General features: G+C 68.4%; 19 protein-coding genes. 7 read left to right on the forward strand and 12 right to left on the reverse strand.

The window, feature by feature from the left end:
* Positions 1 to 176: 176 nt before the first annotated feature.
* Positions 177 to 2744, forward strand: a complete 2568-nt coding sequence (locus tag VF329_03635; GenBank protein HEX7080085.1) for an EAL domain-containing protein — start codon at positions 177 to 179, stop codon at positions 2742 to 2744.
* 24 nt (positions 2745 to 2768) lie between these two features.
* On the opposite strand, the gene nadC is transcribed toward VF329_03635, so the two are convergent.
* A complete protein-coding gene (gene nadC / locus VF329_03640; GenBank protein HEX7080086.1) occupies positions 2769 to 3638 on the reverse strand; it encodes a carboxylating nicotinate-nucleotide diphosphorylase in 870 nt (289 codons plus the stop codon).
* Positions 3639 to 3764: 126 nt separating this feature from the next.
* The gene (locus VF329_03645; GenBank protein HEX7080087.1) at positions 3765 to 4277 is read right to left on the reverse strand and encodes a urate hydroxylase PuuD; all 513 of its coding nucleotides are present in this window, start codon (positions 4275 to 4277) and stop codon (positions 3765 to 3767) included.
* Positions 4278 to 4623: 346 nt separating this feature from the next.
* On the opposite strand from VF329_03645, the gene grxD reads away from it, so the two are divergent.
* Positions 4624 to 4959 carry a Grx4 family monothiol glutaredoxin gene (gene grxD, locus VF329_03650; protein ID HEX7080088.1) on the forward strand — a complete coding sequence of 112 codons (336 nt, stop codon included), beginning with the start codon at positions 4624 to 4626 and terminating at the stop codon, positions 4957 to 4959.
* 114 nt (positions 4960 to 5073) lie between these two features.
* On the opposite strand, the gene rnt is transcribed toward grxD, so the two are convergent.
* Both rnt and VF329_03660 read right to left on the reverse strand, forming a co-directional pair.
* A complete protein-coding gene (rnt, locus tag VF329_03655) occupies positions 5074 to 5739 on the reverse strand; it encodes a ribonuclease T (GenBank protein ID HEX7080089.1) in 666 nt (221 codons plus the stop codon).
* Complete coding sequence (locus VF329_03660; protein ID HEX7080090.1) at positions 5739 to 7256, reverse strand: leucyl aminopeptidase family protein; 1518 nt, start codon at positions 7254 to 7256, stop codon at positions 5739 to 5741. The genes rnt and VF329_03660 overlap by 1 nt, the downstream gene beginning before the upstream one ends.
* A 147-nt stretch (positions 7257 to 7403) precedes the next feature.
* On the opposite strand from VF329_03660, the gene aceE reads away from it, so the two are divergent.
* The 3 genes from aceE to lpdA are packed head-to-tail and all read left to right on the forward strand — an operon-like array spanning position 7404 to position 13713.
* Complete coding sequence (gene aceE / locus VF329_03665; GenBank protein HEX7080091.1) at positions 7404 to 10100, forward strand: pyruvate dehydrogenase (acetyl-transferring), homodimeric type; 2697 nt, start codon at positions 7404 to 7406, stop codon at positions 10098 to 10100.
* A gap of 14 nt (positions 10101 to 10114) precedes the next feature.
* The gene (gene aceF, locus VF329_03670; GenBank protein ID HEX7080092.1) at positions 10115 to 11854 is read left to right on the forward strand and encodes a dihydrolipoyllysine-residue acetyltransferase; all 1740 of its coding nucleotides are present in this window, start codon (positions 10115 to 10117) and stop codon (positions 11852 to 11854) included.
* Positions 11851 to 13713, forward strand: coding sequence for a dihydrolipoyl dehydrogenase (gene lpdA / locus VF329_03675; GenBank protein ID HEX7080093.1), 1863 nt, complete (start codon positions 11851 to 11853; stop codon positions 13711 to 13713). Before aceF ends, lpdA begins: the two co-directional genes overlap by 4 nt.
* Here the strand turns inward: lpdA and nth are convergent.
* The 8 genes from nth to metG are packed head-to-tail and all read right to left on the reverse strand — an operon-like array spanning position 13685 to position 21553.
* Positions 13685 to 14395 carry an endonuclease III gene (nth, locus tag VF329_03680; GenBank protein ID HEX7080094.1) on the reverse strand — a complete coding sequence of 237 codons (711 nt, stop codon included), beginning with the start codon at positions 14393 to 14395 and terminating at the stop codon, positions 13685 to 13687. The two genes, lpdA and nth, sit on opposite strands and share 29 nt — an antisense overlap.
* Positions 14392 to 15156, reverse strand: coding sequence for an electron transport complex subunit RsxE (gene rsxE / locus VF329_03685; GenBank protein ID HEX7080095.1), 765 nt, complete (start codon positions 15154 to 15156; stop codon positions 14392 to 14394). The genes nth and rsxE overlap by 4 nt, the downstream gene beginning before the upstream one ends.
* Positions 15157 to 15176: 20 nt before the next feature.
* Positions 15177 to 15803, reverse strand: coding sequence for an electron transport complex subunit RsxG (rsxG, locus tag VF329_03690; GenBank protein HEX7080096.1), 627 nt, complete (start codon positions 15801 to 15803; stop codon positions 15177 to 15179).
* Complete coding sequence (rsxD, locus tag VF329_03695; protein HEX7080097.1) at positions 15784 to 16824, reverse strand: electron transport complex subunit RsxD; 1041 nt, start codon at positions 16822 to 16824, stop codon at positions 15784 to 15786. The genes rsxG and rsxD overlap by 20 nt, the downstream gene beginning before the upstream one ends.
* A 26-nt stretch (positions 16825 to 16850) precedes the next feature.
* Entirely contained in the window at positions 16851 to 18377 is a 1527-nt protein-coding gene (rsxC, locus tag VF329_03700; GenBank protein ID HEX7080098.1) for an electron transport complex subunit RsxC, read from the reverse strand.
* Entirely contained in the window at positions 18370 to 18867 is a 498-nt protein-coding gene (gene rsxB, locus VF329_03705) for an electron transport complex subunit RsxB (protein HEX7080099.1), read from the reverse strand. Before rsxB ends, rsxC begins: the two co-directional genes overlap by 8 nt.
* Positions 18868 to 18900: 33 nt before the next feature.
* Positions 18901 to 19479, reverse strand: a complete 579-nt coding sequence (gene rsxA, locus VF329_03710; protein ID HEX7080100.1) for an electron transport complex subunit RsxA — start codon at positions 19477 to 19479, stop codon at positions 18901 to 18903.
* A 52-nt stretch (positions 19480 to 19531) separates the two neighbouring features.
* Positions 19532 to 21553, reverse strand: coding sequence for a methionine--tRNA ligase (metG, locus tag VF329_03715; GenBank protein ID HEX7080101.1), 2022 nt, complete (start codon positions 21551 to 21553; stop codon positions 19532 to 19534).
* Positions 21554 to 21756: 203 nt separating this feature from the next.
* On the opposite strand from metG, the gene VF329_03720 reads away from it, so the two are divergent.
* Entirely contained in the window at positions 21757 to 22152 is a 396-nt protein-coding gene (locus VF329_03720; GenBank protein ID HEX7080102.1) for a DUF6152 family protein, read from the forward strand.
* Positions 22149 to 22958, forward strand: coding sequence for a hypothetical protein (locus VF329_03725; GenBank protein ID HEX7080103.1), 810 nt, complete (start codon positions 22149 to 22151; stop codon positions 22956 to 22958). Before VF329_03720 ends, VF329_03725 begins: the two co-directional genes overlap by 4 nt.
* The last annotated feature ends 7 nt before the right edge of the window (positions 22959 to 22965 follow it).

Raw genomic sequence — 22965 nt, forward strand, 5'->3', positions numbered from 1 at the left:
TCACAATGAAGCCGGCATTGGGGGTCTTATTGCACCGGAGACGTTCCTCGGGCCGCGCAAGCGGGCGACGGACGGGGAGCGTTGACGTCATCGAAGAGGATCCGATCCAAGAAGGTTCCGCCACGACCAGCTCGATCCGGAGGGCGGCTAGGCTGCCTCGAGGGCCCGGGCTCGATTTGACTTGCACGAAAGTCGCGGTCGACTTCCAATGCATGTCCCTCGGCAACGCCGAGGAGCGGCTGAAGTCCGGGTTGCAGGCGCTGACGGATGCGTACGGGGCGGACTCGCTGTTCGTCGCTCTGTTCGACGAGGACGCCACGGTCATCGAGACCGTTTACGCCGCGCGGTCCACGTTCTCCACGTGTAATCCCGAGGTCTTGAAGGGACGCGAGCTCGGCGATTTTCCCTGGCTTCGCACACGGCTCGATCACCTCCGCCTGCTCGAGGTCGCCGATACCGCGCATCCGCCGCTCGCGCAGCGCCGCGACGCCGAGCAGCTCGCGAGCCTGAATGTCGGCGCGCTGCTGGTCGTCGCCTTCAACATCCGCGACCGGCTCGGCGGGATGCTCGGCATTTGCAGCGCGACGCCGAACCCGGATTGGAATGCCGACCTGCACCTCGCGTTGAAGCTCGTCGGCGTGAGCTGCGCGACCGGGCTCGAGCGCATCCGGCTCAAGGAAGACCTGCTGACCGTGCAGGAGCGCGACCGGCTCGTGACGAACACGGCCAACGACGGGCTCTGGGACTACGACGTTCGCGACAATTCGATGTATTTCTCGCCGCGCTGGCGCTCGATGCTCGGCTACGGCGAGGACGAGCCGGTGCCCGAGTGGCGCTTCCTCGTGCATCCGGACGACATGGCGCGCGTCCAGGCGCAGATCCGCGAGCACCTCGAGGGCAAGACGGAGCTCTTCGAGAGCGTGCATCGCATGCGGCACGCGAACGGCGAGTGGCGGTGGGTACAGAGCCGCGTGAAGGGGAGGGTCGACGAGCACGGCCGCCTGAAGCGCCTGGTCGGCGTCGAGACCGACATCACCGAGCGCAAGCTCTACGAGGAGGCGTTGTTCCGCGAGAAGGAGAGCGCGCAGATCACGCTTCAGTCGATCGGCGACGGCGTCGTCACCACCGACGCCGAATGCCGCGTGCAGTATCTGAACCCGGTGGCCGAGGAGCTTACGGGCTGGAAGCTCGACGACGCGGTCGGGCGCACGATCGACGAGATCTTCCGCGGGTTCCACGAAGAGACGTGCGAGCCCGTCGAGAATCCGGTAGCGGTCGCGATGCGCCGTAACCGCTCCACGAAATCGGTACGTCCCACGCTCCTGATTCGGCGCGACGGCAACGAGCTCTACATCGAGAGCACGGCCGCGCCGATCCGCGATCCGCTCGGCAACGTCACGGGCGGCGTGCTCGTGTTCCACGACGTCAGCGAGTCGCGGGAGCTGAACCGGCGCCTCTCGTACGCCGCGAGCCACGACATCCTCACCGAGCTCGTCAATCGGCGCGAGTTCGAGAGCCGGCTCGAGCGCGCGCTGAAGAGCGCGAAGGCGAGGGAGACCTCGTACGCCGTGCTCCACATCGACCTCGACCAGTTCAAGATCGTGAACGACGCGTGCGGGCACGGCGCCGGCGACGAGCTGTTGAGGCAGCTCGGCGCATTGCTGAAGGCCAAGATCCGCTGGCGCGACACGCTCGCGCGCCTCGGCGGCGACGAGTTCGGCGTGCTGCTCGAGAGCTGCACGATGGACGAGGCGCTGAGGACCGCCGAGACGCTGCGCGAGGTCATCACGGAGTTCAAGTTCGTCTGGGACGACCGCACGTTCCGGCTCGGGGCGAGCATCGGCGTCGTGCCGATCACGCCGGCCACCGACGACGTGGCGGCGCTGCTCACGGCCGCTGACAGCGCGTGTGCGGCGGCGAAGGACGCAGGCCGCAATCGCGTCTACAGCTACCAGGAGAACGACCTCGACTTGATGAAGCGCCGCAAGGAGATGCAGTGGGCGGCGCGGATCAGCAACGCGCTCGAGGAAGGGCGCTTCGAGCTCTTCCGGCAGACGATTCAGCCGTTGCAGCCGGGGCTCGAGACCGGCGCACATTACGAGCTGCTGCTGCGGATGCGGGACGAGAACGGCGCTCTCGTCTCGCCGGAGCTCTTCATCGCCGCCGCCGAGCGCTACAGCCTGACGCCCGCGATCGACCGCTGGGTGATCAGCCAGGCTTTCCGTTGGCTCGTCTCGGAGGCCGACGAGCGCGAGCGGCTGGTTCTCTGCTCGATCAATCTCTCCGGGCAGAGCCTAGCGGACGAGAAGTTCCTGCCGTTCGTCGTGGAGCAGTTCCAGCGAAGCGGGCTCGACGGCAGCCGCATCTGCTTCGAGATCACGGAGACGGCGGCGATCGCGAGCTACTCGCAGGCGAATCGCTTCATTCACGCGTTGAAGGAGATCGGCTGCAAGTTCGCGCTCGACGATTTCGGCACCGGCCTCTCGTCGTTCGGCTACCTGAAACATTTTCCGGTGGATTTCCTGAAGATCGACGGCAGCTTCGTGAAGGAAATCCTGCACGATCCGATCGACCGGGAGATGGTGCGCTCGATCAACGAGATCGGTCATTTGACCGGCAAGCAGACGATCGCCGAGTTCGCCGAGAACGCCGAGATCATCACGATGCTGCGCGGCATCGGCGTCGACTACGCCCAGGGCTACGGCGTCGAGGAGCCGAAACGGCTCCTGGACGCGGTGGCGTAAAAAAGGTGTCAGACACCGAAAGTGTCAGACACCCGCTTCGACGAAGCGCATCGAGTAGTCGATCGCGCGCACGTGCTTCGTCAAGGCGCCGATCGAGATGAAGTCGACGCCGGTCTCGGCGACCGCGCGCAGCTTATCGAGATCCATGCTGCCCGACGCCTCGAGCTCCTTGCGCACACCACGGGAGGCGGCATGCGCGTCCCTGAGCGCGACTGCCTCCCGCAGCTGCGGCAACGAGAAGTCGTCGAGCATCAGGCGGTGGGCCGCCGTCCCGAGCGCCTCGCGCAGCTCGTCCAACGTCTCGACCTCGACCTCGATCATCAGCGCAGTCCCGCGCTCTGCCGCGCGGTTCACGGCCGCCGTGATGCTCCCGGCAGCCGCGATGTGGTTCTCCTTGATCAAGAACGCATCGTACAGCCCGCGCCGGTGATTCAGCGCGCCGCCGCAGGCGACGGCGTATTTCTGCGCGTTGCGCAGCCCCGGCAGCGTCTTGCGCGTGTCCAGGATGCGCGCTCCGGTACCGGCGACGGCGGCAACGTAGCGCCGCGCGGCGGTCGCCGTGCCGGACAACGTCTGGAGGAAGTTCAGCGCCGTGCGCTCGCCGCTGAGAATCCCCCGGGCCGGCCCCCGCAGCTCGCAGACGATCGCCTCTTGCGGCACGTCGGCACCCTCGGCGAAACGCCACGTGACCGCGATGGCGGGGTCGATGCGGCGGAACACCTCGTCGAACCACGGCGAGCCGCAAAGCGTCGCCGGCTCCTTGCAACGCACCTGCGCGGCGGCGGGCACGCCGGGGTCGATCAGGGCCGCGGTCACGTCGCCGCTGCCGAGATCCTCGTCGAGCGCGCGGGCGACGTCGGCGCCGATATCTGCCGTCGATGGCGGTCGGATCATCGTCTCGGGACTCGCTCCATGTCCGGCGCCCTTGTGCGGGCGCCCCGAGGCAGCAGCGCCTTTTGCCGCAGGGCGATCGGCTGAAGCCGGTCCAGAAAAGGGCTCTGCCCCGGTTTCCGCCGCAGTTTAAATGAAGAACCCGCCGTGGCCGTAGGCGACCATGCTCATGATCATCGGGATCGAGAGCATCGTGTTGGTCCGCGACGCGAGGAAGCTGACCCGCCGCGCCCTGGTGATCTCTTCGGCGCTCGCCTCCACGAGCCCAAGGACCTTCTTCTGATTCGGCCAGATCAGAACCCACACGTTGAACAGCATGATCGTGCCGAGCCACGCGCCGACCCCGATCACCCACGCGTTGCCCGGCGCGTTTGGATTCAAGCCGAGCATGAAGGCGTCGTCGAAGATGCGGTAGCGCAGCAGGGCTGCGGCACCGGAGAGCCATGTGACGACGGCGCCCCAGCGGAACCAGGCGAGCGCGCGCGGCGCCACGTACTTGGAGATGCCGGCGCCGCCGGGACCGCCGGCATCCGCCGCGGCCTGCGCGAGCGCGGGGACTTGCACGAAATTGAAGTAGTAGAGCAGTCCGATCCAGACGATTCCGGCGAGGACGTGGATCCAGACGATAAAGCTCGAGTCCATGAAGGCGACCATCGGCTCGCCGGTCAGGAGCGCGATCACGATGGCGAGCACCACGCCGGCACCGATCGTGCCGTTGATGGAGTTCAGCGGGTTCATCGGGCTTCCCCCTCGTTTTGGCTGCGCAGCCCGGCTCGTTCTTCTTGTCGGGGCCGGCCGGCACTTGCCCCGGCTCGGCGAGTCTAGAAGAATAGGTGAGAGATCAAGGCAGTTCAACGTTCCGGCCCCGTCCCGCTTTCCCCCGCCCCCCGCGGCCCCGGCTCATCCGGCGGCTCCGGGACGCCCGGAGGAAGGGGCGGACCAGGGCGTCGAGCCGGGCTGGAGGACGACGAATGCTGGAGGACGACGAATGGATGTCAACGACCGGATCAAGAAGCAGCTTTCGGAGCACCCGGTGCTGCTGTACATGAAGGGAACACCCGATTTCCCTCAGTGTGGCTTCTCCGCGCAGACCGTCGCAGCGTTGCGCGCCGTGGGCGCCGAGTTCGCCTACGTCAACATCTTCGAGGATCCGGAGATCAGGGAAGGGCTGAAGCGGTACTCGAGCTGGCCGACGTTCCCGCAGCTCTACGTGAACGGGGAGCTCATCGGCGGATGCGACATCACCCTCGAGCTCTACCAGTCCGGCGAGCTGGAGCAGCTGGTCAAGCAGGCGCGCGCGCCGGAGAGCTCGGAGACGCAGTAGCAACGGTCCCGCTCGAGCGGCACCCACGCGCGTCGGGCCCCGGCGAGTCCCGATGCCCGCGCAATGCGCGCCGCGACGCCTCGGCCGCAGGCCGGAGCCGTTGCGGTTCGTCTTTCAGGTCGACGGCGGCGGCGGTGCGTCGAAAACCCGTCTGAAGCGGTTGACGATCGCGCAGAAGAGCTCGGCCGTGATCTCGGCATCGTAGAGCGCTGAGTGTGCGCGGCCGTCGTCCCATTGCAGCCCGGCCGCCGCCACCGCCCGGCCGAGCACGGTTTGCCCGTAGGCGACCCCGGCGAGCGTCGCGGTGTCGAAGCTCGAGAACGGGTGGAACGGGTTACGCTTGATCGCGTTGCGGGCAACGGCCGCGTTCAGGAACTGAAGGTCGAAGAACGAGTTGTGCCCGACCAGGATCGCGCGGTTGCACTTCTGCTCCTTGACCTCTTTGCGGACGTCCTGGAAAAGTCGCCGCAGCGCCTCGGCCTCGTCGAGCGCGGGGCGGAGCGGATGGAACGGGTCGATCCCGGTCACCTGAAGCGACGCAGGCTCGAGATTCGAGCCCGGAAAAGGCTTGACGAGATAGCGCGACTTCTCGAAGGGCGCGAGGTCGCCGTCGTCGTTCATCCGGACGAGGACGGCCGCGACCTCGAGGAGCGCGTCGGTCGCCGGGTTGAAGCCGCCCGTCTCGACGTCGACGACCACGGGCAGAAAGCCGCGGAAGCGCTGCGCGATGCGCGACTCGGCCGGCGCCTCGGGCACCGCCTCGACCGAATCCTCGTCCATCAATCCTTCATCCGCTCGGCGAGCGCCGCGGGCGTCGCTTCGGCGAGAAGCTCCAGGGTAAGGCGCACGCCGAATCCGGTGATGTCGGTGGGGACGTGCGCGAGCCCGCCCTTGTGCTCGCCGGAGGAAAGATCGACGTGCACCCACGGGATGGACTTCGGCACGAATCGCGACAGGAAACGCGCGGCCAGCATGTGGTCGCCCTGACCGTCGACGGCGCATTGCTTGATGTCCGCGACGTCGCTGCGCAGCAGCTGGTCGAGATCCTCGTCCATCGGAAACGGCCAGACGCGCTCGCCGGACGCGGCGCCGGCCTCGAGCAGCAAGGCGTTGGCGCGCGGGCGATTGCTGAACACGCCGGAGTAGCGCTGCGTCAGCGCGGAGATGCAGGCGCCGGTGAGCGTCGCATAGTCGATCATCAGCTTCGGCTCGTCGCGCGCGGCGAGCGCGAGCGCGTCGGCGAGCACCATCCGGCCTTCGGCGTCGGTGTGGATCACCTGAATGCTCGTGCCGTTTGCCGCCATGACGACATCCTGCGGCTTGTACGCGGACGCGGAAAGGCGATTCTCCGTGATCGCGAGCCACGCGTCCGCCGGGTAGGGCACCTCGAGCTCGGCGAGCGCGAGCAGCGTGCCGAGCGCCACCGCGCTGCCCTGCATGTCCGTGTGCATGTCGAGCATGCCTTTGAAGGGCTTCAAGTTCGTGCCGCCGGTATCGAACAGCACGCCTTTACCGACCAGCGTGAGATCCGGCCGGTGCGTGCCGCTCGGCCGATAGCAGACGCGCAGAATCCCGGCGTCGCGCTCGGGGTTGCCCCGGGCCACGGCGAGAAAGGCGCCCGCGCCGAGCTTCTCGAGCTCCTTCTCGCCGAGAAACTTGCAGCCGAGCGAGCGCTTCGCGGCGAGATCCTCGACGGCCGAGCGATAGGCGGACGCGGTGAGCCGGTTCGCCGGAAGCGCGGTGAGCCAGCGCGCCAGATTGTTGCCGAGGGCTTCCGCGCGGAGCCGGTCGAGCGGCAGCCGTGGTTTCGCGTCGAGGACGACGACCTGCTCGAGCTCCACGGGCTTCGGGTGATCGTCCGTCTTGAACGAGGGCATCCTGAAAGCCGCCGCATGCGCGGCGGCCGCAAGCCGCGACAGCGCCGCGCCGCGGGCCTGCTCGTCGAGGCCCGCCGTCAGCAGCCCGATCTTCACGGGCCTGTCGCGCAGGCAATCCGCAATGACCTCGCGAGCCCACGTGAGCGCGGCGAACGGCGACCCGTCCTCGATCGTGGCGAGCGTCACCCCGGTGGCCCGAGCGTTCGTGAGTCGCGAGGAGCAGCGATTCAGACCCTGGGCCTTCGCACGATCGAGCAGCTTGTAGAGCTGCTTGCCTTGCGGCAAATCGGCGAGCAGCGCCGCCGGCGGATTTTTCGGCAGCGCGATCGCGACATGGTCGAGCGAGCCGAGCTGCGACTCGGTGAGCGCGCGCGAGCTTTGCGTGATTTTCAGCGGTGCAAAGTCGGGAAGCTCGAGCATTCCGGTTGCCTTGACCCGTCGTAGGCAAACCCCGATCATAGCGCCGCCGAACGAGGGTACAATCAAGGATCGGGCCCGCATCGTAGCAGGAGCAACCCGGGAATTCACCCGTAAATCCTTGATTCTCGGTTCGATCGAGGAGACGTCATGGCGAGCGCACGACCATTGCCGGCGTTCAGGACCGCGGGCGACGACGTGGATCCGGAGGAGACACAAGAGTGGCTCGAGTCCATCGACTCCGTTCTCCGCGTGCACGGGGCCGAGCGCGCCCACTATCTGCTCGAATGCATGATCGATCATGCGCGCCGCTCCGGCGCGTACCTGCCGTATAGCCCGAACACCGCCTACCTCAACACCATTCCGGTCGGTCAGCAGCCCCCTTATCCGGGCGACCGCGCGATCGAGCGCCGGATCGAGGCGTACCTGCGCTGGAACGCGATGGCGATGGTCGTGCAGGCCAACCGGAAGAGCTCGGAGTACGGCGGGCACATCGCAAGCTACGCGTCGTCGGCCACGCTCTACGAGGTCGGGTTCAATCATTTCTGGCGTGCGCCCACGGAGGAGCACGGCGGCGACCTCGTATTTTTCCAGGGGCACTCGTCCCCGGGCATCTACGCGCGCGCCTATCTCGAAGGGAGGCTCACGGAAGAGCACCTGAAGCACTTCCGCCAGGAGGTGGTCGGCCGCGGCAAGGGGCTCTCTTCGTACCCGCACCCGTGGCTGATGCCGGACTTCTGGCAGTTCCCGACGGTCTCGATGGGCCTCGGGCCGATGATGGCGATCTATCAAGCCCGCTTCATGCGCTACATGGAGAACAGGGGGCTGCTCGACGCGAAGGACCGCAAGGTGTGGTGCTTCATCGGTGACGGCGAGACCGACGAGCCCGAGTCTATGGGCGCGATCACGATGCCGGTGCGCGAGCACCTCGACAACCTGATCTTCGTCGTCAATTGCAACCTGCAGCGCCTCGACGGCCCGGTCCGCGGCAACGGCAAGATCATTCAGGAGCTCGAGGCCGAGTTCCAGGGCGCCGGATGGAACGTCATCAAGGTGATCTGGGGATCGCGCTGGGATCCGCTGCTCGCGAGGGATCAGACGGGCGTGCTGCGGCGCACGATGGAGGAGTGCGTCGACGGCGAGTATCAGGCGTTCAAAGCGAAGGGCGGCGCGTACACGCGCGAGCACTTCTTCGGACGCTACCCGGAGCTGAAGGCGATGGTCGCGCACATGTCGGACGACGACATCTGGCGGCTGAATCGTGGCGGCCACGACGCGGTCAAGGTGTACGCGGCATACCACGCGGCGGTGCGACACAAGGGCCGCCCCACCGTCATTCTCGCGAAGACCGTGAAGGGCTTCGGCATGGGCGCGGCCGGCGAAGGCCAGAACATCACGCACCAGAAGAAGAAGCTCGACGAGGACGATCTCAAGGCGTTTCGCGACCGCTTCAACATTCCGATCTCGGACGAGGAGATCGCCGACATTCCGTACTTCAAGCCGCCGGAGGACAGCGAGGAGCACCGCTACCTGCTCGAACGACGCAAGCAGTTGGGCGGGTTCCTGCCGCAACGGCGCACGAAGGCCGAGCCGCTCGAGACGCCTCCGCTCGAGTTCTTCAAGGCGCAGCTCGAAGGCACCGGGGATCGCGAGATCTCCACGACGATGGCGCTGGTCCGAATGCTCACGGCGCTCATCCGGGACAAGCAGATCGGGCCGCGGATCGTGCCGATCGTGCCGGACGAGGCGCGCACGTTCGGCATGGAAGGCATGTTCCGGCAGGTCGGGATCTACTCGCCGCTCGGCCAGCTCTATACGCCTCAGGACGCCGATCAGCTCACGTACTACCGCGAGGACAAGAAGGGGCAAATTCTCCAGGAAGGCATCAACGAGGCGGGCTCGTTCTGCTCGTGGGCCGCGGCCGGCACGTCGTACTCGAATCACGGCGTGCAGATGATTCCGTTCTACCTCTTCTATTCGATGTTCGGCTTCCAGCGCATCGGCGACTTCATCTGGGCCGGCGGCGACATGCAGGCACGCGGCTTCCTGATCGGCGGCACGGCCGGCCGGACGACCCTTGCGGGCGAGGGCTTGCAGCATCAGGACGGCCACAGCCAGCTCGTCGCCACGACGGTGCCGAACTGCCGCGCCTACGATCCATGCTATGCGTACGAGCTCGCCGTCATCGTGCAGGACGGCATGCGCAGGATGTGCAAGGAGCAGGAGAACATCTTCTATTACATCACCTGCATGAACGAGAACTACGTGCATCCGCCGATGCCGGAGGGTGTCGAGGAGGGCATCCTGCGAGGCATGTATTTGCTCGAGAAAGGCGGTGCGAGCAAGAAGAAGCCGCGCGTCCAGCTTCTCGGCTCGGGCACGATCCTCCGGGAGGTGCAGGCGGCCGCGAAGGTGCTCGACGAGCAGTACGGCGTGAACGCCGACGTCTTCAGCGTCACGAGCTTCAGCGAGCTCCGCCGCGAGGCGCTCGAGGTCGAGCGCTGGAACCAGCTGCATCCGCTCCAGAAGCCGCGGACGCCCTACGTGGCGAAGTGTCTCGCCGGGCGCAGCGGGCCGTTCGTCGCCGCCACCGACTACATCAAGACGGTGCCGGACCAGATCCGACAATGGGTGCCGGGCCGCTACGTCACGCTCGGCACCGACGGCTTCGGCCGAAGCGACGGCCGCAAGGCGCTACGGGAGTTCTTCGAGGTGGACAGAAACGCGATCGTCGTCGCCGCGCTGAAGGCGCTCGCGGACGAGGGCGCGCTCGAACCGAAGGTCGTCGACGGCGCGATCAAGGAACTCGGCATCGACCCGGAGAGGCGCGCGCCGGTCACGCTCTGAGGCTCCGACGAACCGTGGAAATTTCCGTACCCGATCTCGGCGACGCCGGCGACGTAGAGATCACCGACATCCTCGTCAAGGTCGGCGACCGCATCGAGCCCGAAGACCCGCTCGTCAGCCTCGAAACCGAGAAGGCGACCGTGGACGTGCCGTCCCCGGCCGCCGGCGCCGTCGTCGAGATCCGCGTCTCGGTCGGCGACCGCGTATCCACCGGCGACGTGCTGATGGTCGTCGACGGCGACACGGTGCGGGAGGGTGCCGACGCAGGGACGCAGGAGCCGGCGCCGAAAACCGGCGGCCCATCGCCGTCCGCAGCGAAGAGCGGCGCCTCCGACGACCCGCCCGCCGCGGCGGCGAGGCCGAAAGGCGGGGGCGGCAACGGCGCTGCCGGGCGAGAGCCGAGCGGAGCGAAGGATGCAGCGGCGGCCGCCGGGGAGGTCCGGCCGAGATCGGTGACCGTGCCTGACCTCGGCGACTTCGCCGACGTCGAGGTGATCGAAGTGCTCGTCCGCGAGGGCGACGAGGTCGAGGCCGAGCAGGGGCTGATCACGCTCGAGACGGAGAAGGCGTCGATGGACGTGCCGGCGCCCGAGCCCGGCGTCGTGCTGTCCCTGAGCGTCGCGGTCGGCGACCGAGTGTCGGCGGGCGACGAGATTCTGAAGCTTCAGCCCCGGCTCGCATCCGCGCCGCAGCCCGAGCCGCCGAAGAGCGCGCCGACGGCGATCGCCACGCGCTCGGCCGATGCGGCGGCGGTCCCATCCGAGGCTCCGGCGGCCGTCGGACCCCGGCGGGCGCCCGAGGCGGCGCCGGCCGCGCAGCCCCCGGTCCCCGCGCCGATCGACGAAAGGTCGTTCTCGCGTGCACACGCGAGCCCGTCGGTCCGCAAGCTCGCGCGCGAGCTCGGCGTGGATCTCGGGCGGGTGCGCGGCACCGGCCCCAAGGGGCGTATTCGCGCCGACGACGTCAAGTCGTTCGTCAAGGAGGCGCTCCGCGGCGGAGCCGGCGGCGGTGCGCTGCCCGCGCTTCCCGAGATCGACTTCGCGAAGTTCGGGGAGATCGAGCATCAGCCGCTCAGTCGGATTCAGCGCATCTCCGCGCAGCGCCTGCACGCGAGCTGGGTGAACCTGCCGCATGTCACGCAGCACGACGAGGCCGACATCACGGAGCTCGAGGAAACCCGGCAGTCTCTGAAGGAGCAGGCCGCCGAGCGCGGCATCCGCCTCACGCCGCTCGCGTTCATTCTGCGCGCGTGCGTGCTCACGCTGGCCGAGTTCCCGCGCTTCAAGTCGTCGCTCGCGAAGGACGGCCAGACGCTGATCGTGAAGCGCTACACGCACCTCGGGTTCGCCGTCGACACGAAGAACGGACTGGTCGTCCCGGTGATCCGCGACGCGGACCGCAAGGACGTCTACGAGCTCGCCGCGGAGCTCGGCGCGCTCAGCGAGCGCGCGCGAGCCGGCAAGCTCGGGCCTGACGACATGCAGGGCGGCGTGTTCACGGTTTCGAGCCTCGGCGGCATCGGCGGCACGTTCTTCACGCCGATCATCAACGCGCCCGAGGTCGCGATCCTCGGCGTGTCGCGCAACCAATGGCGGCCGGTCTGGCAAGACGGCCAGTTCGTGCCGCGCCTGATGCTGCCGCTCTCGCTCTCGTACGATCATCGCGTGATCGACGGCGCGGAGGCCGTGCGCTTCACGACCCGCCTCGCCGAGACGCTCGGTCAGGTCGACCGGCTGCTCGAGGCGATTCCATGAGCGAGGCCGAGATCCGGGTCCCCGATCTCGGGGACTTCGAGGCCGTCGACGTCATCGAGCTGCATGTCGCTGTCGGCGACCGCGTCGACAAGGAACACCCGCTGATCACGCTCGAGACGGACAAGGCGACGATGGACGTGCCGTCGCCGCAGGCCGGCGTCGTCAAGTCGGTCGGCGTCGAGGTCGGCGACAAGGTGTCCGCGGGCGATCTGATCGTCGTGCTCGACCCGGAGGAGGCGGCAACGGAGGCGGGCGCGCCGCCGCCGGACGCCGGCAAGGCCGCCGGGGCGGCTTCGGGAGCGGGCGGGCCAGCGGCGCCTTCGCCCGAACCCGCCGTCGGCTCCGCCGACGTCGAGCCCGCGACCCGCGAAGCGCGCGGCCCCGGGCCCGGCCGGACGGGGAACGGGCCGGAACGCGCCCCGGGCGCGAGGGCGCTCGCGGAAGCGGCCGCGGGCGGCGGCAAGCGCCTCGCGGTGCTCGGCTCGGGCCCCGGCGGCTACACCGCGGCGTTCCGCGCCGCGGATCTCGGGCTCGAGGTCACGCTGATCGAGCGCTGGCCGGCGCTCGGCGGCGTCTGCCTGAACGTCGGCTGTATTCCGTCGAAGGCCCTGCTCCATGCGGCCCGCGTCATCGAGGAGACGAGGGAGATGAGCGCGCACGGCATCGAGTTCGGCTCGCCTCGAATCGATACCGGCAAGCTCCGGGAGTGGAAGAACGGCGTCGTCGGGCAGCTCACGAAGGGCCTCGGCACGATGGCGAAGCAGCGCAACGTCCGGGTCGTTCAGGGCACGGGTCGCTTCGCCGCGCACGACCGCATCGAGGTCGAGCGCGACGGCAAGACGGAAAGCGTGACGTTCGATCAGTGCATCATCGCGGCCGGCTCCGAGCCCGCGCGGCTGCCGGGCTTGCCGGACGATCCGCGGATCATGGATTCGACGTCGGCGCTCGAGCTCGAGGAGCTGCCGAAGCGGCTTCTCGTCGTCGGCGGCGGCATCATCGGGCTCGAGATGGCGACCGTGTACGACGCGCTCGGCGTCGAGGTCTCGATCGTCGAGCTCACGAAGACGTTGATCCCGGGCTGCGATCGCGATCTCGTGCGGCCGCTGCAGAAGCGGCTCGAGGCGCGGTACGGAGCGATCATGCTCGGCACCCGGGTCGTCGAGATGACGCCCGGGAAGGACGGGATCGCGGTCCGTTTCGAGGGCGACGCGGCGCCGGCCGAGCCCGAGGTCTACGGCCGTGTGCTCGTCGCCGTCGGCCGCCGGCCGAACGGCCGGGAAATTCGTGCCGAGGCGGCCGGTGTTCACGTCGACGAGCGGGGCTTCATCCCGGTCGACAAGCAGATGCGGACGAACGTCGCGCATATCTTCGCGATCGGCGACATCGTCGGCGCGCCGATGCTCGCGCACAAGGCGACGCACGAGGGCAAGGTCGCGGCCGAGGCGGCCGCCGGCCACAAAAGCTTCTTCGATGCCCGCGTGATCCCGTCGGTCGCCTATACGGATCCGGAGATCGCGTGGGTCGGTCTCACGGAGGACGAGGCGAAGGCCGGCAAGGTCCCGTACGAGAAGGGCGTGTTCCCATGGGCCGCGAGCGGCCGGTCTCTGTCGCTCGGCCGCTCCGAGGGCTCGACCAAGCTGCTGTTCGATCCCGAGTCGAAGCGCCTGCTCGGCGCCGGCATCGTCGGTCCGAACGCCGGCGACCTGATCGCCGAGGCGGCGCTCGCGATCGAGATGGGCTGCGACGCGGAGGACATCGGCCTCACCGTTCACCCGCATCCGACGCTCTCGGAGACGATTGCATTCGCGGCCGAGGTCGCGGCCGGCACCGTCACCGACCTGTACGTCCCGAAGCGCTGACGGCAGCACGCTTCGGACGGGCGTTCGATCGTGCCCGCCCGTCCGCCGCCGGCAACGTCTTCGCCTTGTACTCGCAGAGGTCCGCGATCAGGCATTCCGGGCAGTTCGGCTTGCGCGCCTTGCAGACGTAGCGCCCGTGCAGGATCAGCCAGTGGTGGACGTTCTTCTTGAACTCGTCCGGCGTGACCTTGACGAGCTTGTCCTCGACGTCCCGCGGCGTCTTGCCGGGGGCGAGATTCGTGCGGTTCGCGACCCTGAAGATATGAGTGTCGACCGCGATCGCCGGCTCGCCGAACGCGGTGTTCAGGATCACGTTCGCCGTCTTGCGGCCGACGCCCGGCAGAGCCTCGAGCGCTTCGCGGTCACGCGGCACTTCGCCGCCGTGCCGCTCGACGAGCGCCTCGCAGGTGCGGATCAGGTTGCGCGCCTTCGTGTTGAAGAAGTTCAGCGTGTTGATGTAACGCTTCAACCCTTCCTCGCCGAGCGCCAGCATCTGCTGCGGCGTGCGCGCGACGGGGAACAGCTTCGCCGTGGCCTTGTTCACGCCGACGTCGGTGGATTGCGCCGAAAGGACGACCGCGACGAGGAGCTCGAACGGCGAGCCGAACTCGAGCTCCGTCGTGGGGCTCGGGTCGTGACGCGCGAAGCGCTCGAAGATCGCCCTGCGCTTCGCCGGATTCACGGGGCGCGGTCCTCGCTCGACGCGGGTTCCTCCGCGATCGGCAGCCTCGACGGGTCGGGCTCGCGGGTCAGCAGATTGCGAATCGCGAGCAGCACGGCCAGCCCGAAAAACGCGCCGGGCGGCAGGACCGCGGCGAGCACGCCGTCGAACGGCAAGTCGATCCGGAACGGATCTTCGCCGCCGCCGAGCAGCAGACCGGTGCCCGCGAGCAGCGTGCCTTGACCGGCCGCCTCCCGCAGCGCGCCGAGCGCGACCAGCACGAGGCAGAACCCGAGCCCGGTGGCGAACCCCGAGCAGGCCGAGATCCAGACCGGCCTGCGGCTCGCTACCGTCTCGGCTTGCGCCAGGATGGCGCAGTTCGTGACGATCAACGGGATGAAGAGCCCGAGCACCTCGTGCAAGTCGTGAAGAAACGCATTCGTCAGCAAGTCGATGCAGGTCACCAGAGACGCGATGATCAGCACGAACAGCGGGATCCTGACGACGGGCACGAGCGAACGCCGCATCGCGGAGATCACCGCGTTCGTGACGACGAGCACGGCCGTGGTGGCGACGCCGAGCGCGAAACCGTAGACGGCCGTCGTCGTGATCGCGAGCAGCGGGCAAAGGCCGAGAAGCTGCACGAGCACCGGGTTGCTGCTCCAGAGCCCGGCGAAAAGCGCGCCGCGCAGCACTCCGGCCGGCGCGTCCTGCTGCGTGGTGGCGTAAAGAACGCCTTGCATGCCCGACTGCATGTCCGGCATCTGTTGCAGGATTTGCACGTTTTGCCTATCCGGCACCGTCATTGCGCTTCGGCGTACAGCTCGTCGTGATGGCGCTCGAAGTATAGCAGCGTGTTGCGGACGGCCCCGACGACGGCGCGCGGAGTGATGGTCGCGCCGGTGAGGGAGTCGAACGCCCCGCCGTCCTTGTCCACGGCCCATTGCGCGAGCGGCGGGTCGCCGAGCTTCTTGCCGTCGAACTGGAGGATCCAATCGGACTTGCGCAGCTCGATCGCGTCGCCGAGCCCGGGCGTCTCCCGATGGCTCAGCACACGCACGCCGGTCAGCACGCCTTCGGGCGACACGCCGACGAGGAGCCTGATCGGCGCGTTGTAGCCGTCGGGCGCAACCGGCGCGAAGATCACGGCCGCGGGCTTGCCGTCGTCGGCGACGACGAACACGTCGATCGGATTGTCGCTTCCGAGGAGCTCCCGGTCGGTGGCCGTGATGTGCGTCGGCACGAGCCCGCGCTCTCGAAGCTCGGGGTCGAGCACGCTGTAGAGGCTTTGGAGAAGGCGTTCCCGCTCGTTTTCGAGGATCCGCTCGCGGCTCAGCTCGTAGCTCGTCGTGACGAGCAGCGCCGCGCCCGCCGCGACGAGGCCGACGAGCAGCAGCGTCACGAGCGGCTTACCCTGCGGAGTGTCCATAGATGCGCGGCTGCGTGTACCGGTCGATCAGCGGCACGGCGGCGTTCATCAGCAGCACCGCGAAGGCGAGACCGTCCGGGTACCCACCCCAGGTTCGAATCGCGTAAGTCAGGACGCCGATTCCGGCGCCGTAAACGAGCCGGCCCCGGTCGCTGGTCGCGGCCGAGACCGGATCCGTGGCGATGAAGAACGCCCCGAGCATCGCGGCGCCGCTGAAGAGATGGAAGGCCGGCGAAGGGAAACGGCTCGAGTCGAGCAGGTGCAGCAGCCCCGCGGGCACCAGCAGGCCGGCAAGCACGGCGACCGGAATCTGCCAGCGGATGATCCCGGCGTACAGGAGATACAGTCCGCCGAGCGCGATGAAGTTGTTGACCCATTCCCAGCCGCGGCCGCCGAACGTGCCGATCAGCGACAGACCCCGCAGCTCTTCGAACGTGCGCTGAGAGCGGAGGCCTTCCTTGACGGTGTCGAGCGGCGTCGCCCTTGTGAGCGCGTCGAGCGACTGCGATGGCGGCAGCTCCTCGTACAGGCTGTAGCGGAGCGTGCCGACGAAGCCGAGCGGCCGATAGTCGATGTCCCCCATCCGCGGCGGGACCCACTGCGTCATTTGGATCGGAAAGGACACGAGCAGCAGCACGTAGGCCACCATCGCCGGGTTGAACAGGTTCTTGCCGAGGCCGCCGTAAAGCTGCTTCGCGAGCGCGATGCCGACGAAGCCGCCGAGGGCGGGGATCCACCACGGCAGGAGCGGCGGGAGCGCGAACGCAAGCAGCGCGGCGGTCACGAGGGCGCTGCAGTCCCGGAGCGCGCGCCGCGTGGGGCGGCGGCGCAGCTTCAAGATCGCCGCCTCGGTGACGAGGGCCGCGAGGGCCGCGATCACGAAGTTGATCAGCAGCCCGAAGCCGAAGAACCAAGTGTAGGCGGCGGCCGCCGGGACGAGCGCGAGCAGCACCCGCCGCATGATCTGCGGCACGCCTCTGACGGGAACGGCGTGCGGCGGCGCCGCGGTCTCGAACTTCACGTCACCCGTCTCCGAGCGGCTCGCCGTCAGACATTGCGGCTCTTGCGGCGTCTCGCCCGCTCGACCGCGGCCTCGATGGCCTCGCGGCGGGCCGCTTCGTCCGCGCGCAGCTTGGCCTTCAGGGCTTCCTGCGCCGCGCGGGCGCGGCTCTCGGCGTCTTCGATCCGACGCTCGCGGCGGCGGTAGCGCTCCTCCGACTCGGCGGACAATTCGAGGCGGCGGACGTGGGCGGCATGCGCGCGCTTCGCCGCGCGGAACCGCTCGGTCAGGACGATGTGGCTCGGGCAGACGACGTCGCAGCAGCCGCATTCGATGCAGTCGTCGAGGCCGAGCGCCTCGAGCCGGGCGAAATCGCCGGCACCGGCGGCGACGAGGAGCTCCTGCGGCTGAAGCCGCGCCGGGCACGCGGACGCACAGTCGCCGCAGCGAATGCACGCCCATTCCTCGAAGCTCTGCCGGACTTCGCCCGGGCCGGCGGCGACGATGCAGCTCGTGGCCTTCGTGATCGGCAGGTCGTCGCTCGGCAACGCGTAGCCCATCATGCTGCCGCCGTGGATGAGCCGCGCCACGTCCGGGCGGTAGCCGCCGCATTGCTCTATCAACCATCCGATCGGCGCGCCGATCGGCGCTTCGACATTTCGGGGCCGCGCCACGCCCTGACCCGTGATCGTGACGATGCGTGAGGTGAGCGGCTCACCGCGCGTCGCGAGGCGGTGCAGCGCGAACGCCGTGCCGACGTTCTGGCACACGTAGCCGATCGCGCTCGGAAACTCGCCGCTCGGGACCTCTTCCGCGGTCAAGAGCTCGACCAGCTGGCGCTCGCCGCCGGCCGGGTAGATCGTCGGGACCTCGGCGAGGCGCAGGCGCGGGTCGCCGGCCGCGCGCGCGGCCGCGCCGATCGCCTCGATCGCACGCGGCTTGTCGCGCTCGATCACGAGGATGCAGACCGGCGCGCCGACGAGATCGCACATCAGCAGCGCCCCGGCGACGATCTCTTCCGGCGCCTCGCGCATCAGCATGTCGTCGCAGCTGATGTACGGCTCGCATTCCGCGCCGTTGACGATCAGCGCCTTGCAGCGGCCGGCGACCGCCGCGAGCTTGGCGGCCGTCGGGAAGACGGCTCCGCCGAGGCCCGCGAGCCCGCCCTCGGCGATGCGCTCGATCCGCGCGGTCGCCGACTCGGGCCACCCCAGGGGCTCGGACGGCGCCGCGCGCCTGTCCTCGCCGTCCGTTTCGATCACGATGCAGAGGGAGCGCCGTAGTCGGCTCCCGGTCGGCACGAGCCGCTCCTCGATCGCGCGGACACGGCCCGAGCTCGAAGCGTGCACGGCCGCCGACGGCATGTCGCCGGCCGCCGCCACGGTCTCGCCTTTCGCGACTTCCCGGCCGACGTCGACGATCGGCACGGCCGGGTTGCCGCCGTGCTGGTGCAGCGGAAGGATCAGCTCCGGCGGAACGAGCCCGCGCAGAATCGGCTCGGTCGTCGACTCCGACTTGTGCGCGAGCAGCCGCAGGCCGCCGGTCAGCCTGCGATCGGGCGTGAGCTCAAGCATCGCGCGGCACCAGCTCGACGCAATCCACGGGGCACGGCGGCAAGCAGAGCTCGCACCCCGTGCAATGGCGCGCGATCACCGTGTGCATCATGTGCGGGATGCCGACGATCGCATCCACCGGGCAGGCTCGGGCGCAGAGATTGCAGCCGATGCAGGCCTCCTCGTCGATACGTGCGACGCGGCTCATGCTTGCGCGGCCGAGGCTCGAATCGAGCGGCTTCGGCTCGCGGCCGAGCAGCGCCGCGAGATCCCGAATCGTCGTCTCACCGCCGGGCGGGCAGCGATTGATGTCGGTGGAACCGTTCACGATCGCTTCGGCATACGGGCGGCAGCCGGGATAGCCGCACTGGGCGCACTGGATGCGAGGCAGCAGGCGCTCGACCCGCTCCACGGCACCGTCGTCGTCGCCGGGCAGCAGCCGGGACGCGGCGAGCAGCGTGGCGGCCAGCGCGAGGGCGAGTCCCGTCAGAATGATGACACCGGTGAACATGAAAAGGGACGGGGCCTGGAAGGGAGCCGCTACTCACAGCCGGGCGAAGCCGGCGAATCCCAGGAACGCGAGCGACATGATACCCGCAGTGACGAACGCGATGGCATTGCCGCGAAACGGACGCGGCACGTCCGCACGATCGAGCCGCTCGCGCAGGCCGGCGAGCATCGCGAGCACGATTCCGAAGCCCAGGGCGGCGCCGGCACCGTAGAACAGCGCCGCGACCAGGCTGCGGCTCGCGGTGGAGTTCAGGAGCGCGACCCCGAGCACGGCGCAGTTGCTGGCGATCAGCGGGATGTAGAGCCCGAGCACGCGGTAGAGCATCGGCGACAGCCGCCGCACGAGAATCTCGGTGAGCTGAACGGCCCCGCCGATCACCAGGATGAAGGCGATCAGGCGCAAATGCTCGAGGTCGAACGGGATCAGGAGCAGGCTGTCGACGAGGTAGCTCAGCCCCGAGGCCGTGGTCAGCACGAGCCCGGTGGCGAGCGCCATGCCCACCGCGCCTTCCACGCGTCGCGACGCGCCCATGAACGGGCATAGGCCGAGGAACTGCACGAGCACGAAGTTGTTGACCAGCGCGGCCGCGATGATGATCAGCAAAAGCTCCATGGTCGCCTCGTTCCGTCCGTGGGCCGCACCTCGAGCCGTGCGCGCGAGCTTCTCAGCTCACCTTCATCCCGGGCTCGGCGCCTTCGTCGGGGTGCAGCAGGAAGACGCCCCCGCGGTCCGATCCGCTCGCCGCGAGCACCATGCCTTCCGACGTGCCGAAGCGCATCTTGCGCGGCTTCAGGTTGGCGACGAGCACGACGAGCCGCCCCTCGAGCGCGGTCGGCTCGTAGGCTCCGCGGATGCCGGCGAAGACGACACGCTCGGCGCCGCCGGTGTCGAGCGTGAGCTTCAGCAGCTTGTCCGCGCCTTCGACGTGCTCGGCGGTGACGACGCGCGCGACTCGGAGATCGATGCGTGAGAAGAGATCGATGTCGATCTCCGCGGGTTCGATTTGCGCCTGGTCGGTCATGGTGTTTCCCTTTCGGCTTTCGGCCGCCGCGCGCGTCTCCTCGACGACCGCCTCCACGGCGGCCGGATCGACCCGCTCGAGAAGCGGCCGGAATCTCTCGATCGCATGCCCGAGCAGCGGACGTTTCGCGTCGTCCCAGGTCAACGGCGGGATCGCGAGGAAGGCTTCGGATCGCGCGGCCAGCTCGGGCAGCACCGGCTTCAAGTAGACGATCAGCACGCGGAAGAGGTTCAGCCCCAGCGTGCAGACGCCGACCACTTCGGCGGCCCGCGCTGAGTCCTTCGCCTTGACCCAGGGCTTTTCCTCGTCGATGTATTGATTGGCGCGATCGGCCAGCGTCATCACGCGGCGCATCGCGCGGGCGTAGTTCCTCGCTTCGTAATCGGCCGCGACCGCGTCGCTCTCGCCCGCGAACGCTTCGAGCAGATCGGCGCGCGGCAGCGCGGCGGCGAGGCTTCCGTCCCCGAGGCGGTGCACGAAGCCCGCGCAACGGCTCGCGATGTTCACGACCTTGCCCACGAGATCGGCGTTCACCTTGGCGACGAAGTCCGCGAGGCTCAAGTCGATGTCGTCGACGTTCGGCCCGAGCTTCGACGCGAAGTAGTAGCGCAAGTAGTCGGGGTCGACGTGCTTCGCGAACGTGGCGGCATTGATGAACGTGCCGCGGCTCTTCGACATCTTCTGCCCGTCCACGGTGAGGAAACCGTGCACGAACACTCCGGAAGGGCGACGGTAGCCCGCGCCGCTCAGCACGGCCGGCCAGAACAGCGTATGGAAATACACGATGTCCTTGCCGATGAAGTGATAGAGCTCGGCGTCGCTGTCCGGCCCCCAATAGGCGTCGAAGTCGATTCCGCAGCGCCGGCAGAGGTCGAGGAAGCTCGCCATGTAGCCGATCGGCGCGTCGAACCACACATAGAAGTATTTGCCGGGCTCGCCGGGGATCTCGAAGCCGAAGTAGGGCGCGTCGCGGGAAATGTCCCAGTCCTTCAAGCCCGCCTCGAACCACTCGTCCAGCTTGCGGACCATGACCTCGTCGACGTGATGCGGCACCCAATCGCGCAGCTCGTCCTCGAAGTCGCCCAGACGGAAGAACAGATGCTCCGACCGGCGCACGCTCGGACGCGTGCCGGACACGACCGACACGGGATCGACGAGGTCCATCGGCGAGTACGTCGATCCGCAGCGCTCGCAGGAGTCGCCGTACTGATCCTCCTTGCCGCAGACCGGGCATGTGCCGCGGACGTAACGGTCGGGCAGGAACATCTTCTTGACGTCGTCGTACGCCTGCTCGATCGTGCGCCGGTGCAGGTGCCCGGCCGCGAGCAGCCGGGAATAGATTCCGCGCGTGAGCTCCTCGTTCTCCGGAGCGTGCGTCGTGAGGTAGTTGTCGACGCTGATCCGGAACGTCGCGAAATCCCGGGCGTGCTCCTCGCTGACTCTCGCGATCAGCTCCTCGGGGGAGATGCCTTCGCGGTCGGCGCGCAGCATCGTCGGCGTGCCGTGAGCGTCGCTCGCGCACACGTAATAGCACGTGTGGCCGCGCATGCGCTGAAAGCGCACCCAGACGTCCGTCTGCACGTACTCGACGACGTGGCCGAGGTGCAGCGAATCGTTCGCGTAGGGCAGGGCGCTGGTGACGAGAATCCTTCTCTGTGCGGTCACTCCGGGAGCTCCGATGGGGGCCGTGCAATTATGCCATCCGGAGGCGTCCCGATGCGGCTGCGGGGAGAATTTGGCGCACTCCGAGCATGGCGCGCGTACGGGCAGGCACGGGCAGCTCGCGCCGATACCCCCGGCGCCCGCGATCGCCTATACTCGTCCGCGGCTGGTCTTTGCTTTCCTTCTTTCTCCAAGGAGGAGCCGTCATGAGCATCGGCAGGCTGGTCGCACTCTTCCTCGGCATCGCATTTCTTCCCGCGGCGCAATCCCACCACGCATTCTCCGCCACGTTCGACGTGGACAAGCCGATCGAGCTGACCGGCATGGTCACGAAGCTCGAGTGGCAGAACCCGCATACCTGGTTCTACATGGATGTCACGGACGAGCACGGAAAGGTCGCGAGCTGGGCGGTGGAGCTCGCGAGCCCGAACCTGCTGATGCGCAACGGTTGGACGCGCGACTCGATGAAGGTCGGCGACGTCGTCAGGGTCGACGGCTACCATGCGAAGGACGGCTCGAACACGGCGAACGCCAAGGCGATCGTGCTGACCGCGACGGGCGAAACGCTGCTCACGGGCCCGGCCGGCAGGAGCGGGCGATGAGACCCGTCGTCGCCGCGGCGGCGCTAGCCGTCGCGTTCGCGGCCGCGTCTTCCGCGCAGGCCCAGTGGGCGAAGCGCGTCGACGCTTCGTTCCCCCGCACCGCGGACGGGGAGCCGGACCTTTCGGCGCCGGCGCCGAAGACGGCGGACGAGAAGCCCGATCTGTCCGGCGTCTGGATTCCCGACATCGATCCGACGATGAACATCGTCAGCGTCGAGCACATTCCGTTCCCCAAGTACTTCATCTCGATCGCGGCCGATATGAAGCCCGAGGACGTGCCCTTCCAGCCGTGGGCGGCGGACCTGTTCCGGCAGCGCACGGAGGGCTCGCCCGCCGAGATTCCGGTCGCGCACTGCAAACCGACCGGCGTGCCGTGGATCAACAGCGTTCCGCTTCCGTACAAGATCGTGCAGACGCCGTCGCTGGTCCTGATTCTCTACGAGGAGAACACGGTGTTTCGCCAGATCTTCCTCGACGGCAGACGGCCGGTGGAGAATCCGGTGCCGCGGTGGATGGGCTATTCCACGGGCCGATGGGAGGGGGACACGCTCGTCGTCGAGACCGTGGGGTTCAACGATCGGCATTGGCTGGACGGCATGGGGCACCCGAACAGCTCCGAGCTCCGCGTGATCGAGCGCTTCCGCCGGCCGAATGCGGGCCATCTCGAGATCGAGATCACGATCGACGATCCGGCCGCCTACACGCGGCCGATCACCTATAAGCCCACGCTCACGCTGCTGCCCGAGGACGATCTGCTGGAGTATTTCTGCACCGAGAACGAGAAGAGCTCCGAGCACTACCGCTGAGCGCGGC

Source organism: Gammaproteobacteria bacterium, from assembly GCA_036381015.1.
Taxonomy (GTDB): Bacteria; Pseudomonadota; Gammaproteobacteria; order Steroidobacterales; family Rariloculaceae; genus ZC4RG20.

Bases quoted from the DNA above. Each gene is read 5' to 3' on its own strand.
- rsxA (HEX7080100.1), bottom strand. From the start codon at position 19,479: ATGGAGCTTTTGCTGATCATCATCGCGGCCGCGCTGGTCAACAACTTC.
- VF329_03720 (HEX7080102.1), top strand. From the start codon at position 21,757: ATGAGCATCGGCAGGCTGGTCGCACTCTTCCTCGGCATCGCATTTCTT.
- nadC (HEX7080086.1), bottom strand. From the start codon at position 3,638: ATGATCCGACCGCCATCGACGGCAGATATCGGCGCCGACGTCGCCCGC.
- VF329_03660 (HEX7080090.1), bottom strand. From the start codon at position 7,256: ATGCTCGAGCTTCCCGACTTTGCACCGCTGAAAATCACGCAAAGCTCG.
- lpdA (HEX7080093.1), top strand. From the start codon at position 11,851: ATGAGCGAGGCCGAGATCCGGGTCCCCGATCTCGGGGACTTCGAGGCC.
- grxD (HEX7080088.1), top strand. From the start codon at position 4,624: ATGGATGTCAACGACCGGATCAAGAAGCAGCTTTCGGAGCACCCGGTG.
- rsxB (HEX7080099.1), bottom strand. From the start codon at position 18,867: ATGTTCACCGGTGTCATCATTCTGACGGGACTCGCCCTCGCGCTGGCC.
- rsxC (HEX7080098.1), bottom strand. From the start codon at position 18,377: ATGCTTGAGCTCACGCCCGATCGCAGGCTGACCGGCGGCCTGCGGCTG.
- rnt (HEX7080089.1), bottom strand. From the start codon at position 5,739: ATGGACGAGGATTCGGTCGAGGCGGTGCCCGAGGCGCCGGCCGAGTCG.
- rsxG (HEX7080096.1), bottom strand. From the start codon at position 15,803: ATGGACACTCCGCAGGGTAAGCCGCTCGTGACGCTGCTGCTCGTCGGC.
- aceE (HEX7080091.1), top strand. From the start codon at position 7,404: ATGGCGAGCGCACGACCATTGCCGGCGTTCAGGACCGCGGGCGACGAC.
- VF329_03645 (HEX7080087.1), bottom strand. From the start codon at position 4,277: ATGGACTCGAGCTTTATCGTCTGGATCCACGTCCTCGCCGGAATCGTC.
- VF329_03725 (HEX7080103.1), top strand. From the start codon at position 22,149: ATGAGACCCGTCGTCGCCGCGGCGGCGCTAGCCGTCGCGTTCGCGGCC.